General features: G+C 61.8%; 10 protein-coding genes, 1 tRNA gene and 2 rRNA genes. 8 read left to right on the forward strand and 5 right to left on the reverse strand.

What is annotated here, in order from left to right:
- Position 1: 1 nt before the first annotated feature.
- Entirely contained in the window at positions 2-349 is a 348-nt protein-coding gene (locus FCS99_RS07190) for a hypothetical protein (RefSeq protein ID WP_138511407.1), read from the reverse strand.
- 166 nt (positions 350-515) lie between these two features.
- On the opposite strand from FCS99_RS07190, the gene FCS99_RS07195 reads away from it, so the two are divergent.
- From FCS99_RS07195 to FCS99_RS07225, 7 genes are all read left to right on the forward strand, one after another.
- A complete protein-coding gene (locus FCS99_RS07195) occupies positions 516-2,411 on the forward strand; it encodes a sensor histidine kinase (protein ID WP_138511408.1) in 1,896 nt (631 codons plus the stop codon).
- The gene (locus FCS99_RS07200) at positions 2,408-3,055 is read left to right on the forward strand and encodes a response regulator (RefSeq protein ID WP_138511409.1); all 648 of its coding nucleotides are present in this window, start codon (positions 2,408-2,410) and stop codon (positions 3,053-3,055) included. Before FCS99_RS07195 ends, FCS99_RS07200 begins: the two co-directional genes overlap by 4 nt.
- A gap of 214 nt (positions 3,056-3,269) precedes the next feature.
- Positions 3,270-3,827, forward strand: a complete 558-nt coding sequence (locus FCS99_RS07205; RefSeq protein WP_138511410.1) for a hypothetical protein — start codon at positions 3,270-3,272, stop codon at positions 3,825-3,827.
- 90 nt (positions 3,828-3,917) lie between these two features.
- Entirely contained in the window at positions 3,918-4,628 is a 711-nt protein-coding gene (locus FCS99_RS07210) for a fimbrial biogenesis chaperone (RefSeq protein WP_138511411.1), read from the forward strand.
- 20 nt (positions 4,629-4,648) lie between these two features.
- On the forward strand, positions 4,649-7,054 hold the full coding sequence (locus FCS99_RS07215) for a fimbria/pilus outer membrane usher protein (protein ID WP_171036278.1): 2,406 nt from the start codon (positions 4,649-4,651) through the stop codon (positions 7,052-7,054).
- Complete coding sequence (locus tag FCS99_RS07220; protein ID WP_138511413.1) at positions 7,051-7,917, forward strand: hypothetical protein; 867 nt, start codon at positions 7,051-7,053, stop codon at positions 7,915-7,917. Before FCS99_RS07215 ends, FCS99_RS07220 begins: the two co-directional genes overlap by 4 nt.
- Before the next feature lie 140 nt (positions 7,918-8,057).
- A complete protein-coding gene (locus FCS99_RS07225; RefSeq protein ID WP_138511414.1) occupies positions 8,058-8,429 on the forward strand; it encodes a hypothetical protein in 372 nt (123 codons plus the stop codon).
- Between the two features lie 112 nt (positions 8,430-8,541).
- Here FCS99_RS07225 and FCS99_RS07230 read toward each other — a convergent pair whose 3' ends face one another.
- Together FCS99_RS07230 and FCS99_RS07235 are read right to left on the reverse strand one after the other, a co-directional pair.
- On the reverse strand, positions 8,542-9,393 hold the full coding sequence (locus FCS99_RS07230) for an HNH endonuclease (protein WP_138511415.1): 852 nt from the start codon (positions 9,391-9,393) through the stop codon (positions 8,542-8,544).
- A gap of 275 nt (positions 9,394-9,668) precedes the next feature.
- Positions 9,669-9,745, reverse strand: a tRNA-Met gene (locus tag FCS99_RS07235).
- Between the two features lie 122 nt (positions 9,746-9,867).
- On the opposite strand from FCS99_RS07235, the gene FCS99_RS07240 reads away from it, so the two are divergent.
- The gene (locus tag FCS99_RS07240) at positions 9,868-11,103 is read left to right on the forward strand and encodes a prolyl hydroxylase family protein (protein ID WP_138511416.1); all 1,236 of its coding nucleotides are present in this window, start codon (positions 9,868-9,870) and stop codon (positions 11,101-11,103) included.
- Positions 11,104-11,201: 98 nt separating this feature from the next.
- On the opposite strand, the gene rrf is transcribed toward FCS99_RS07240, so the two are convergent.
- Both rrf and FCS99_RS07250 read right to left on the reverse strand, forming a co-directional pair.
- Positions 11,202-11,316 (reverse strand): 5S ribosomal RNA (gene rrf / locus FCS99_RS07245).
- Between the two features lie 97 nt (positions 11,317-11,413).
- Positions 11,414-14,204 (reverse strand): 23S ribosomal RNA (locus FCS99_RS07250).
- Positions 14,205-14,431 lie beyond the last annotated feature (227 nt).

Genomic DNA, 14,431 nt, shown 5'->3' on the forward strand with positions numbered 1-14,431 from the left:
TCTAGCGGGTCACGGTGTAGCGGACACCGCCACCGGCCCGGACCTGCATGCGCTGCGTTGCACTGCCCATCCCGACCGTGCCGGCGGCGACATCCCAGCATCCGGCCGAAACGGTGAAGCGATAGGATCGACCGGCAGGGATGACCATGCCCCGGGGCAAACGATTGGGCCCGTACCAGGACGCGCTGCAGCGCGACATGGTAACGATTTCGATCGGGCCATTGGCCCGGTTGATGATCTCGATGACGCCGGTGGGGTCCCCCGGACGCACCAGTGGCCCGACACTCACACACCCTGTCAGGATGATCCCGGCCATTGCGATCACAGCCAGTTTCACACTCATTTTCATGAGGCTTCCCCCTCTCCCTGCCCTGGCCCGATTGCCATTGGACTTGGGCGCATACTAGCGCTGTAATACCCGCCCAATATCCCCCGTTCCGGGGAGCGCAGGGGGAGAAGGGACCGCGTACAAGACCTGTTCAGTGACGCCGTCCCGTCAGGAGTAAACCAGCCTCATGTCCCAGGCCCGAGCCCATACACCCTGGATGACGCCCAACACGCGTCTGGCCCTGGTCCTGACAATCGGCATGCTGGCAACTGCCCTGGCCAGCTGGGCCGTGATGCGGCCGGCTGAACCCGGCCAGCCCTACCGATCATTGCTGGAGGTCTCTCCGGTCTACTGGATCCAGATTGTCACCGGCTTCGGTGCGCTGGCGATTTCCGGCTGGGTCTGGGCTTTGCGCCCGCGCGACACGGCGGCCCGCCTGTTCGCGCTGAGCGGCCTGGCCACATTGTGCTTCACCTATGCGCCCATTCCTTTCCGCTTTGCCCAAGCGGGAGTCGGCGATGACGTGGCCACAGGCCTGATCACGCTCAACGCCGCAGGGGCGTCAGTCTTCGGCATTGTGATGGTGGCTCTGTTCATCAACTATCCGGCCCGCCTGCCCGCCCATCGCAGTCTGACCCTGGCGGCGGTCCTCGTCTTCGGCGGATGGACCCTGTTCGATCTGACCATGGCGTTCAGCACTGGCTCCTTCAACGGTCTCAATCTGCATCTGATCACCGTGCTGGAAATGCTGTTGATCTGTGTCGCCGTCTCGGCACAGGTCCTGGCAACAGACCGGGATCCCAAGGCTCGGGCTGTGGCTATCTGGTTCGGCCTGGCGGTTCTGTTCGGCGCCGGTGGCTTCATCACGCTGACCGCCATTCCTGGCGCGCTCAGAAGACCGCCCATCCTGGAAGCCCAGTATTCCTTTGCCTTCTTCCTCCTGATCTATATCGGGGTGGCCGCCGGCCTGCGCCAGTTCCGCCTGTTCGAACTGGGCGACTGGGCCTATCGCATTCTGTTTTACGTCGCCGGTGCTGCCCTGCTGCTGGTCCTGGACGGCGCGCTGGTATCCCTGGTTTCGCTGGAGCCGTCCTCCGCTTTCGGTATCTCCCTTCTGGCCGTCGCCCTGGTCTACCTCCCCTTGCGCGACCTGATCGGGCGCCGGCTCTTGCCCCGGCCGGGACTGAAGGAAGACGAGCTCTTCCTGTCGGTTGTCGACATCGCGTTTGGCAGGTCGGATCGTGACCGGCATGCCCGTTGGCGGACCCTTCTCGACCGGCTCTTCTCTCCGCTGGAGATCGCGACCGGATCCGACGCAAGCGATGAACCCCGGCTGGGTGAGGACGGCGTGGAACTCCATGTACCTGCCCTGGCCGGCCATCCCGGCCTGACCCTGCGCTATCCTTGGCAGGGTCGCGCCCTGTTCTCACCGCGCCATGTCGACACCGTGCGCCAGTTGATCTCGCTGATGGCCCGCGCAGAGGAAAGCCGGCAGGCCTATGATCGCGGCGTCGCCGAGGAGCGCGGCCGGATCGCACGCGACATGCACGACAATATCGGTGCCCAATTGCTGGGCGCGCTGCATTCGGGCGATCGCGACCGCAAGGATGTCATGATCCGCGAAACCCTCACCGACCTGCGCGATATCATCAACAATGCCTCCAAGCCGGGTCTCGACCTGGACGAAACCTTGGCCGATCTTCGTATGGAAACCGCCGATCGCCTGGCGGCGGTCGGGATCGCGCTGGATTGGCACAACGCCATCGGCCAAGCCCCCGATTTATCGACTTCGGCCACCCACGCCCTGCGTTCAATCTTGCGCGAAGCCGTCAGCAATACGATCCGGCATTCCGGCGCCGAAAAACTGGAAGTGCATCTCGACCGGGCCGGCGACAGGGTCAAACTGGTGATTGCCGATGATGGCCGCGGATATGACGTCTCCAGACAGGGACGGGGCAATGGCCTGTCCAACATGAAGACCCGAGCCACCGGGCTGGCCGGTGAACTGACCGTGGACGCCTCCGAGACGGGCACGCGGATAGAATTGGTGTTTGCGCTGAAGTCGCGGGAGATCCCCTCATGAAACGCGTCCTGATCGTCGAAGACATAGCCCAGACCCGCGAATGGCTCGGTGACATTGTGCAGACCGCCTTTCCCGACAGCCGGATCGAGGAAGCCTCCAGCATGCGCGCCGGACTGGCTGCCGCGGCGGCCTCCGATTTCGACCTCGCCCTCATCGATCTCGGCCTGCCCGACGGGTCCGGACTGGAAGTCCTGCGCAGCTTGACCCTGGTCTGCCCGGGCGCGATCCCGATCGTGACCACGGTGATGGGGGATGATGCGCATATCGTTGCGGCCCTTTCGGCCGGCGCGCAGGGCTATCTGCTCAAGGAGAATCCGGCCGAGCTTCTCACCACGCAATTGCGCCGGCTGGCTGATGGCCTGCCGGCCCTGTCGCCTTCAATTGCCCGACGGATCATGGAACATTTCCGCTTCACCGGCCCGGCGGCCGACCCGGAGGAGGACCTGACCGGCCGCGAAAGGGAGGTTTTGGCCCTCATCGGACGGGGGCATCGCAATGTCGATGTCGCTCAGGCCCTCGATCTCGCCGAAAGCACGGTCGCCAGTCATATTAAATCCATCTATCGCAAGCTCGGAATCTCGTCGCGCGCTGAAGCGTCCTGGCACGCGACCCGAATGGGGCTTACCTCGAATTCCCGTTCATAATAAACGGTTTACCTTAATGCGTGTGAACCATGTGAACCGCAGCTGAACAAATCGGGCGCAAAACCGTCCGAACCATGGCGGAAATCGGGCCGCAAATTCGCGGTTCGGCCTTTTTCTGCCCTGTTTTTAGCCTGAAACGCCCCCCAATTCAGTAGCGTTGCCGATCCGGATGGATGGCGGCGCAGAGAGAAACCGAGCCTATTGGGGGCTGCAATTGACCAAGACCATTCTTACTTCGGCCGTCGCCGCCGCAGCCCTGCTGTCCGGTTCGGCCTTCGCCCAGAACAATCAACTTTCCTATGATTTGAGCGCGCAAGTCAGCTCGGTCTGCGGTGTGTACAATTCCACCGGTTCCAGCATCGATGTCGATTTCGGCGACCTGTCAAACACGGAAACCACGGCCACGGTCGAGCAATCCGCCGGTACGGCTTCCTATGCCTGTAACTCGCCGAACGGTTTCACCCGCACGATCAGCTCGACCAATGGCGGCTATCTGTATCGCAGCGGCACCAATGGCGGGACGCAGAACCAGATCGCCTATGAGATGCGCCATACCGGGACCAATGGCCTGAACATGAACTGGACCCAGCTGACCGGCGCCGCCAATGCCGATCTGAGCGGGAACAGCTTCCTGACCGGCGTGACCGGCAATGTCGACTTCCGCGTCTATGGCGTGCGCTCGACCAATGCCTCGGCCGACGGTGCCAGCTATACCTTCGTTTTTGCGGGTGATTATTCGGATGTCGTGACGATCACCGTCACTGCCAAATAAGCCGCAACGTGCTAGAAGCGTGCAGAGGCGGTTTGAAACTGCCTGCACGTCTCCGGCCCTCGGGCCGGTCTTCCGTCCGGAGCGCCTGTCATGACTGTCTGGTCCCGTCCCATCGCCCGCCTGGCGGCTGCCATCATCGCCATGATCTGCGCCGCCGGCCTGGCCCTGGCCTATGAAGTCGAGCCGATGCGCCTGATCCTCGATCTGGGCAGCAACCGGACCTCCACCGTCATCTCCATCACCAATACGCGCGAGACCCGCCTGCCGGTGGAGATCGTGATGAAGCGCCGGATCGTGCATCCGGACGGTCGCCAGGAATTCGTGGTCGCGGACGAGGACTTCTCCGTCTTTCCGCCCCTCGCCCTGATCGAACCGGGTGAGAGCCAGGCCGTGCGCCTCACCTATATCGGCGACCCCACGATCACGGACAGCCAGGCCTATGTCGCCGAAGTGCAGGAAGTCCCGGTCTCCCAGCCCGGCTTCACCGGTGTGGTCTTCGCCTATAATTTCGGCGTCGCCGTCTATCTGCGCGCGGACGCGGCCGAGGCCGATGTTACGCTGACGGAGATCCGCCGCGAGGCCGACGGGCTGCACTTCCAGGCGGTCAATGAGGGTACGGACTTCGCCATGCTGTCCGACATGTCGCTACGCATCAGCCTTGGCAGCGAGACCCTGCGCCTCGAGCCCGCCCAACTGGCTGAACTGGTCGAGAACCCGATCATCCCGCCCCATTCGGTCCGCGACTTCCACCTGGCGATCACAGACCTGCCGGACGGCGACGTTCGGATCAGCTTGGACTAGGCGCGCGCAGCGTGGGGGCCGTGCGAACTTTTCTCCTGACCACCGCCCTGCTGGTCCTGGCACCGGAGCCGGCCGAGGCCCGTCAGCCCGATCAGGCCTTCACGGTCAGCCTGCCCCTCATCGTCGATGAGACACGCTACCCGTCCGTCCTGGTCGACACCACGACCCGTGAGCTGATCCGCATTTCGCCCACAGGCCTCGCGGCCGCGATCGACGGGCTGGTCAATGCGGAAACCCGGGAAGCGCTTCTGGCCCTGGGCTCTGCCCCTTTGCCCGTGGAACAGATCGCGGCCCTCGGCCTGGACCTGTCTCTCAATCCGCAGAGCCTGACACTGGAGCTGGAAATCGCGCTTGAGCGGCGGGCGGCAAGTTCCACATCGCTGGCCCCGGACTGGGTGATCTGGGGCGATGAGGTGATCGAGCCATCCGGCTTTGCCTTTGGCGTGACCGGTGCCGCCCGTCTCAATGACAGCGTGACAGACTCGCGGGGGGCGAGCGGTGATCTCAGCCTCAATGGCTTCCTGAATTTCGGCGGCGCCCGGGGCGTCTCAATCGACTGGGGCGGCCGCTATGCGTTTACCGCGAGCGGCGAGGAAAGCCTGCGGCGCGACCGCGTCCTGGCCTTCATCGACCGTCCCGCATCTGCCGAACGCCTCTCAGCCGGCGACCTCGCCCCGCAACTGGCGCGAAACCAGGGCGTTCTCAACCTGCTGGGCCTGTCCTACGAAACCAATTACCGCGCGCTGCAGCCCACCCGGAATATCCGCCCAACCGGCGACCGCTCCCTTCTTCTGGAGCGGCCCTCCACGGTCGAAGTCTATGTCAACGGTGCCCTGGTCGACCGGTTCTCGGCCGGGCCCGGCCCGATTGACCTGCGCGACATTCCGCTGGCCAACACTTCCAACACCGTGACCATCATGGTCGAGGATGATCTGGGCCGCCATGAAGTCGACAGCTTCTCCCTGTCCGCCAATATCGCGCTCCTGGCCCCGGGCCTGGACGAAATGGTCTGGGCGGCCGGCTTTGCCCGGGACGCGGACGCGACCGGATTCAGCTATGACTTCGACAGGCCTGTCTTGGGCGCGATGTGGACAAGGGGTATCCATTCCAGCCTGACGGTGACCGGCGGTCTGGCCGTGACGCCCGACCTCCAATCGCTGAGCGGCGGCGGCGCCTGGCCGGTCTGGGGCGGTGTCCTGCAAGGTGAATTCACGGCCAGCGATGGCCGCTTCAGCCCGGCAGACGGGGCCATCGCACTTGCCTTTTCCGGAGGGCCTTACTGGCCGGACACCCGCTATACGACGCTCAATCTCCGGCTGGACTATTATGGCGACCACTTCGCCAACCTGGCCGATCCGGCCAGCCTGTCCGATACGCGCTGGAGCCTGGGCGGCGATGCCCGGGTCAATCTGTCGGACCGGCTCTCGATCACGGCAGGAGCGCAATATCAGGACACCCACTCCCCGGACGGCCGGAGCGCATCCGTCTTCTCCGGGATCAACCGGCGCTTTGGCGAGGTCATCGCCTCGGCCACGCTGCGCCACACCGCCTATGAGGCCCGCGACGACGAGACCGGCCTCTTCCTGACGCTGAGCCGCCGCTTCGGGGGGCGCAATTATGCCAGCTACAGCCATGACAGTCTGAGCGGCACCTCGCGGTTTGACGTCCGCCGCTCGCGTGGTGGCGGAATTCCCAACCTGCAGGCCCGGGCGTCTGCCGTGCACCGGGAGTCTCAGACCGACTGGCAGAGCTCGATCGGCGTTGAGACCTCGCGCCTGGGCGTGCAGCTGGACGGCGCCTATACGCCGGAGACCGCAACGCTGGACGAGCGCGCCACGCTGGGCCTTCGCCTTCAGACCGGCCTCGCCTATGCCGACGGGCAATGGGGGATGGGTCGGGATCCGGGGCGCGGCTTCGTCATGTTTGACCGGCATGCCAGCCTGCACGACAGTGCGGTTCAGATCACGACCGGAGCCTCCACCGTCGCCTTGGCCCAAGTGGACGAATTCGGGCCCGCCATCATCCGCACCGAAGCCCCTTTCCGACCCCTGCCCCTGCGCGTGGATGCGCCCGACGCACCGCCGGGCTATGATATCGGACCGGGCCGCTACACCGTCCTGCCCGGCAGCCTGACCGGAACGCGGATCGTAGTCGGAACGGCGGCCTTCCGCACGGCCGTCGCGACCCTTCTGCTGGAAGAAGGGCCGGCCCAGCTGGAGTTTGGCATGCTGGAAAATCTGGAAACCGGGGCCCAGCAGCCCTTCTTCACCAACCGGACCGGCCGGGCCGCCTTCAACGCCCTCCTGCCGGGCGAATATGAAGCACGCCTGGATTCCCGGCCGGGCTGGCGTTTCCGCTTCAGCGTGCCGGACGGTGATGCGGCCTATATCGATCTGGGCCCCCTGACCGCGGAGCGAGAGCCATGATCCGCCTGTGCAGCCTGATCGCCCTGGGCGCGCTGGCCCTGTCCGCCCCGGCCCGTGCACAACCGGCCCCGTGCGAGGGCTTCGGTGTCGAGGCCTCCCAGCAATCCGGTTTCAGCTATGATGCCAGCCGCGCCACCGACACGATCATCGCCCTCCAGCTGCGCGTGGAGGCGCAGGATCTGAGCCGCAGCTGCGAGCGCGAAGTGATCACGATCGCCATCGAGAATGGCAGTGCCGCCAATCCGCTCCTTCAAGCCTCCGGCTCGTTTCTGCAAGCTGATTGGGAGCGGTCCGACGCGGTCCGTCAGGACGGCTCCACCTGGCGGATGAGCTCGCAGGCCGTCCGGCGTCTGGTCAATGGTGAGACGCTGACCTTTGAATTCTACCGACTGGCGGCGGGCCAGTTCGTGGTGCCGGACAGTTACGGCCAGACCTTGAATTTCACCACCGGAGACCGCGAGACCCGCCTGCCCGTCCAGGTCCAGGCGGAACCCGCCCTGCGCTTTGAAGGCGAAAGCGCTGGCGGACACCAGGCCATTGATCTGGGCGATGTCGGCAATGGGGCGAGGGGCGAGTCGGACTTCTTCTACCGGACCAATAGTGCAGTGGCGGTCACTCTGGTTTCCGACAATCGCGGCTATCTCGTCCATGAACGCGGTGAAGCCTTTGGGCGCATTCCCTATCGCGCCAGCCTGTCCGGCACGCCGGTAGACCTGACCGGTGCGGCCGGCGCCACCGTGGATTTGCCCTACCGGTCCAGCGACATCCAGACCGGGCGCATGACCGTGGATGTCGATGCCGTCCCTGCCAGCTATGCCGGTCGCTACTCGGACGTGGTGACGCTGAGTTTCATCCCATTTTAGATATTTTCTTAAAGTCGCATTAGCCCTGAAAACAAGTTTCGCGCGCGCGATGGCGCCGGAGCAGGTATCCATGGGCCCTGATCGGACAACCGACTGGGTCTGGAATGCGTGTGTTAGGGACAATTCGCGGTGTGACGGGCATGGCGGCACTTGTGTCGGCGAGCCTGCTCGCGAGCGCCCCGGCTACCGCCCACGAGCTCTCCTACGGTCTCAACGCCCACGTCTCCACCCGCTGCGCCATCGCGGATATCAATGCCGAGAACTGGGAAGACGGCGTGCTGCGCCTGGAAACCCGCTGCAATGCCGAGCAATACCGGATCCGGCTTCTGGTCGGAGATCAGGACATCGTCCTGGACGGTGCCGAAAGCCTGGTCGGCGATGCCGGCATCCAGCTGCGCTCCGGCCAGGTTCTGGTCACCCAGACCCGTCCCGGCACCCGCCAGATCAGCATCCGCGTCGAAAACCCTTTCGACCTGACCGGCGCCCTGGCCATCCGCATCGAGGCGGTTTGAGCCCAAGCTTCTGAAGCCCGAAACAAAAAAGGCGCCCCGGACGGGACGCCTTTTCAATGGGTGCGGGGCGGCGGAAACCAACCCAGCTGTCATTTCGATTGCTGCAGGCCGCCTACCCGACTCCGTCATCAACACTCTCGGCGAGGGCTGTTTCGATCCTGGCTATTTTCTGGAGCAGTTCCTGGTTCAATTGCTCTCCGTTTATTCCATAGTGAATTTCGCGGTGAACAGCAGGATGAATTGCGCCCACATAAAGAGGATGGTCTGGCCCCTCATCGGACACCATACGCGTATGGTGCACCTCCAAATACGGGGATCCGTCTTTGCGAAAAAACGGAGCGGGGCGCCCGGTCAGCTCACAAATTCCATTCGCCCGCGCCAACACGTATTCACGAACTAAGTCGCTTCGCTCATAGTAATTTCGACTTGCGACTTTGGAATCCGAATTTAGTGGCTCTGTTCCGACAGCCAGGGCCTTCCCCCGTAACTCGGCAAAGGATTTGGAAGCATTCGGCGCAGTTGCAGAGCCGTTTCTGCGTCCACCACTTCGGTCCGTTCCGAGACGGATAAGATGAAACCGGATGGACCGCCTCAAATTGTCTTCGACATCCGGGCCCTGAAAATACTCCCAACTTTGACAGAAGAACTGCCCCCTAAACACGACCGGTCCGCCCTTACCCGTCGTTTCAAACAATAAGAGAGCTTTTCCGTTTTGAAGGTGATCTCGGATCGCTCGATTGCCTCGTACGAATTCCATGTCGCCGACTTGGCCCTCACCCGTGTAGGTGAAGCAATCTTCGTCAATCCATCTGTCTTCGTAGCCATATGCGGTTCCGGGTCCGCCGGTGAACAGAAAGACGTAAGGATGAGAATTTGGGGTCGAAATCCCGCCTTGCTGTTGCCCTCCGAAAATTTCGTGGATGTCGTCTCTCCGCGAATATTCTCGGTTCAATACGAAATCCAAAAGAATCCCCTTCGCTTGCCCACAGCTTGCGCCATAGAATTCCGCAACACACGCGGCGTCAATTGTAAGGGTCTCGGAGCTCTAACGATCCCTTGAGCAATCGACGCGCTAGCTTCCGGCACGCGCATTACAATTGCTGGAGTTCGCTTCGCCCTCTGAGGCGCCAACTCAACGAAATCGATCACGGCTGGATCGCGCTCAAAACGAGTGCTCCACTTCCTCAGCGGACCAATCCAGAAACCAAAAAAGGCGCCCCGGACGGGACGCCTTTTCATTGGGTGCGGGGGTAGGATTTGAACCTACGACCTTCAGGTTATGAGCCTGACGAGCTACCGGACTGCTCCACCCCGCATCAGGATGGCTTCGCGGCGCAACAGAGCCGGGAAGAGGCGCGTATGTAGGATGACAGACATGTGTCGTCAACCAGCCAGCTGCGCTTTACGGGCAGCCCGAAGCATGCGGTAAGATAAGGGCATGAGCCACGCGCCGACATCCGACGCCGAAACGCTTCAGGCTGCCCTGGCGGCCTGGCAGTCCGGCCAGTTTGAAAGCGCCTTGGACGGGCTGGAGCACGGGGTATGTGCCGGGCATGCCCAGGCCATGTATCTGGCCCTGCACCTGACCGGGCTGCCGGATGCCCCTGCCGGGCTCGCTGAGCGCCCGCGGGCTTGGATTGCGGCCGCGCCGCCCTCACCTGCCCGCGATCGGCACCACGCCTTTCTGGAGGCCGTTCATGGCGCCGGGCCAGCGGCCGGCCTGGCGTTGAGACGGACCGATGCCCTGGACCGGCAAGATGCCGGTGCAGCGTTCGAGCTGGGCCTTCTGGCGCTGCTTGCGGGACAGGACGAGCTGGCCGACCGGGCCTTTGCCTTTGCCGCACGCAACGGGTCGGGCCACGCGATTGCGGCCCGCTTGCGGCGCTGTGCCGAGACGGGCACCCGGCCCGCCGGACTGGTGGAACAGGGCCAGGCCCTGGCCCGGGCCGGCCACCCGCTGGCGGCGGCGCTGGTTGAGCCGGTCAAGGCTTTGCCCGAAACAGAGGACGAGGCCGGATCCTCCGTCAGTCTGACTGAGCTCGGCGACCTGTCCCTGGACGGTCTCACGCCGCGAGGCCAGGCGGACGTGTTGAGTGACGCCCCACGGCTGACCCGCTTTCCGGCGGCACTGCCGGCGGTGGCCTGTGATTATCTCGCCGCCGGCGCGGCACCGCTGCTGCAACCGGCCCAGATCTTCGATCCTCAAACCGGGCAGACCCGCGCCGATCCCTATCGCACGTCGCTGACGGCAACACTGTCGGACGGTGCCATGGATCTGGCGCTGTGGGGCATCAAGTCGGTCATGGCCGGCCTGTCCGGCTGTCACTATGCCCAGGGCGAGCCGCTCTCGGTCCTGGTCTACCGGCCCGGCGAGGAATATCGGGCACATTTCGACTTCATGGTGGATGATGGTGCCCGGGCCAGTGCCGATCTGGCGGCGCGCGGCCAGCGCATTGCGACCAGCCTGGTGCGCCTGAATGAGGGTTTTACCGGTGGCGCGACCGCCTTTCCGCGCCTGGATATCAAATGGGATCAGGGCGTTATCGGCGACGGCTTCAGCTTCGCGAATGTCGACGCCGAGGGGGAGCCCGACAAACGCACGCTTCATTCGGGCGAGCCCGTGACGGCCGGCATGAAGATCCTGGCCAGCCTCTGGCTGCGGGAACGCGCCTGATTTCAACGCATTTTCCGGAATCCGGACACAAAAAAAGCCCCGCTGAGCGGGGCTTTTTAAGAACATAAATCGTGGAGTAATCGGGATCTAACGGGCAGACCGGGCAGCGACCTACTCTCCCACACCTTAAGATGCAGTACCATCGGCGCTAGGGGTCTTAACGGTCGTGTTCGGGATGGGAACGTGTGTGGTCCCCCTGCAATAACCACCCGGTCAGCGCGTTAGATCCGGAAAGAAGAGACATTTCTGATTTTGTTTGAGGTGTTGCTTTGCTTAGTCCGACGAAGCGATCGCCGGGCATGAGCATCATAAGATCAAGCCTATCGAGTAATTAGTACCAGTCAGCTTCATGTGTCACCACACTTCCACATCTGGCCTATCAACGAGGTAGTCTTCCTCGACTCTCAAGGGAAAACTGGTTTTGAGGGGGGCTTCCCGCTTAGATGCATTCAGCGGTTATCCCTTCCGTATATAGCTACCCTGCTATGCTGCTGGCGCAACAACAGGTCCACCAGAGATACGTCCACCCCGGTCCTCTCGTACTAGGGGCAGCTCCTCTCAATTTTCCGACACCCACGGCAGATAGGGACCGAACTGTCTCACGACGTTCTAAACCCAGCTCACGTACCGCTTTAATTGGCGAACAGCCAAACCCTTGGGACCTGCTCCAGCCCCAGGATGCGATGAGCCGACATCGAGGTGCCAAACAATGCCGTCGATATGGACTCTTGGGCATCATCAGCCTGTTATCCCCGGCGTACCTTTTATCCGTTGAGCGATGGCCCTTCCATGCGGGACCACCGGATCACTATGGCCGTCTTTCGACTCTGATCGACCTGTCAGTCTCTCAGTCAGGCGGGCTTATGCCATTGCACTCAACGAGCGATTTCCGACCGCTCTGAGCCCACCATCGCGCGCCTCCGTTACTCTTTGGGAGGCGACCGCCCCAGTCAAACTACCCGCCACACAGGGTCCCGGACCCAGGTTCATGGGCCGCGGTTAGATATCAACAATTATCAGGGCGGTATTTCAAGGATGACTCCACCACAGCTGGCGCCATGGTTTCAAAGTCTCCCGCCTATCCTACACAAATAATCGCTAATACCACTGTGAAGCTGTAGTAAAGGTGCACGGGGTCTTTCCGTCTGACCGCGGGAACTCCGCATCTTCACGGAGAATTCAATTTCGCTGAGTCTATGCTGGAGACAGCGGGGAAGTCGTTACGCCATTCGTGCAGGTCGGAACTTACCCGACAAGGAATTTCGCTACCTTAGGACCGTTATAGTTACGGCCGCCGTTTACCGGGGCTTCAATTCGGAGCTCTCACTCCTCCTTTTAACCTTCCGGCACCGGGCAGGCGTCAGACCCTATACGTCGTCTTGCGACTTCGCAGAGCCCTGTGTTTTTAGTAAACAGTCGCCACCCCCTGGTCTGTGCCCCTCCGCACTGGTTGCCCAATGCGAAGGCTCCCTTCTCGCGAACTTACGGGAGCAATTTGCCGAGTTCCTTCAGCATAGTTCTCTCAAGCGCCTTGGTATGCTCTACCAGTCCACCTGTGTCGGTTTCGGGTACGGTCTAATGCGGGAGCTATTTCCAGGGACGCCATCGCCGCCAATTCAATCCGATAAGGATTGACGACTTACGGAATCCGTCACTACCCGCCGGTGCAGGAATATTAACCTGCTTCCCATCGACTACGCTTTTCAGCCTCGCCTTAGGGGCCGACTAACCCTGCGCTGATTAGCATTGCGCAGGAACCCTTGGACTTTCGGCGAGGGGGTCTCTCACCCCCTTTATCGCTACTCATGTCAGCATTCTCACTTCCGATACCTCCAGCAGCCCTCGCGGGTCTGCCTTCATCGGCCTACGGAACGCTCCGCTACCGCTCAACAAAGTTGAGCCCGCAGCTTCGGTGTATCACTTAAGCCCCGTTACATTTTCCGCGCAGGAGCGCTTGACCAGTGAGCTGTTACGCTTTCTTTAAAGGATGGCTGCTTCTAAGCCAACCTCCTGGTTGTCTAAGCACTCCCACATCGTTTCCCACTTAGTGATAACTTAGGGACCTTAGCTGGCGGTCAGGGCTGTTTCCCTCTCCACTACGGACCTTAGCACCCGCAGTGTGTCTGCCATCTAGTACTCCATGGTATTCGGAGTTTGGTTAGGTTTGGTAAGCCGTTGGGGCCCCCTAGCCCATCCAGTGCTCTACCCCCATGGGTATAAGGATGACGCTCTACCTAAATAGATTTCGCGGAGAACCAGCTATTTCCGGGTTTGATTGGCCTTTCACCCCTAGCCACAAGTCATCCCCGTCTTTTTCAACAGACGTGGGTTCGGTCCTCCAGTGAGTGTTACCTCACCTTCAACCTGCTCATGGCTAGATCACCCGGCTTCGGGTCTCATCCCTCGAACTCAGTCGCCCTATTCAGACTCGCTTTCGCTACGCCTACACCTATCGGCTTAAGCTTGCTCGAGAGACGAAGTCGCTGACCCATTATACAAAAGGTACGCCGTCAGGCTTGCGCCCTCCGACTGCTTGTAGGCGTCCAGTTTCAGGGTCTGTTTCACTCCCCTCGTCGGGGTGCTTTTCACCTTTCCCTCACGGTACTGGTTCACTATCGGTCATGTAGGAGTACTTAGGCTTGGAGGATGGTCCCCCCATGTTCAGACAGGATTTCACGTGTCCCGCCCTACTCGAGTCTCTTATCTTTGCTACGTGTACGGGGCTGTCACCCACTGCGGCCCGACTTTCCAGACGATTCCACTTCCATTGATAAGAGCACTGGCCTGATCCGCGTTCGCTCGCCACTACTAGCGGAGTCTCAATTGATGTCCTTTCCTCCGGGTACTTAGATGTTTCAGTTCCCCGGGTTTGCTTCTAAACCCTATGTATTCAGGTTTAGATACCTCACACGAACTCTGGTGATCGGCCGGCTGATTGCTCAACCGAACGACCGCCAGGGTCCGTAAAGGTGGGTTTCCCCATTCGGATATTCTCGGATCAAAGTCTGCTCGCAACTCCCCGAGACTTATCGCAGCGTGCCACGTCCTTCATCGCCTCTACATGCCAAGGCATCCACTAAACGCCCTTTTGACACTTGATCTTGAAATTGATGCTCATGCACGGTGAACGCCTCGCCGCTCATTCCGCCGGCTTGATCCCCTGGTCGTGCAAACCAGAAGAGCCGATGGCGATTGCGACAAGACCCGGTACATGAACCTCGGTCAGGATGTCTCTTCGACATGACCTAAGCGGCCATGCCCTCCACAACTATGTCAAATATTCAGATCCACGCTTCCGCAGGACCCGAAACTTGTGTCTTTCTACCGC

The sequence above is a fragment of the Maricaulis alexandrii genome (genome assembly GCF_005871165.1).
GTDB lineage: Bacteria > Pseudomonadota > Alphaproteobacteria > Caulobacterales > Maricaulaceae > Maricaulis > Maricaulis alexandrii.

Coding starts and splice junctions, on each gene's coding strand:
- FCS99_RS07190 (WP_138511407.1), bottom strand. CDS start 349: ATGAAAATGAGTGTGAAACTGGCTGTGATCGCAATGGCCGGGATCATC.
- FCS99_RS07195 (WP_138511408.1), top strand. CDS start 516: ATGTCCCAGGCCCGAGCCCATACACCCTGGATGACGCCCAACACGCGT.
- FCS99_RS07200 (WP_138511409.1), top strand. CDS start 2,408: ATGAAACGCGTCCTGATCGTCGAAGACATAGCCCAGACCCGCGAATGG.
- FCS99_RS07210 (WP_138511411.1), top strand. CDS start 3,918: ATGACTGTCTGGTCCCGTCCCATCGCCCGCCTGGCGGCTGCCATCATC.
- FCS99_RS07220 (WP_138511413.1), top strand. CDS start 7,051: ATGATCCGCCTGTGCAGCCTGATCGCCCTGGGCGCGCTGGCCCTGTCC.
- FCS99_RS07225 (WP_138511414.1), top strand. CDS start 8,058: ATGGCGGCACTTGTGTCGGCGAGCCTGCTCGCGAGCGCCCCGGCTACC.
- FCS99_RS07240 (WP_138511416.1), top strand. CDS start 9,868: ATGAGCCACGCGCCGACATCCGACGCCGAAACGCTTCAGGCTGCCCTG.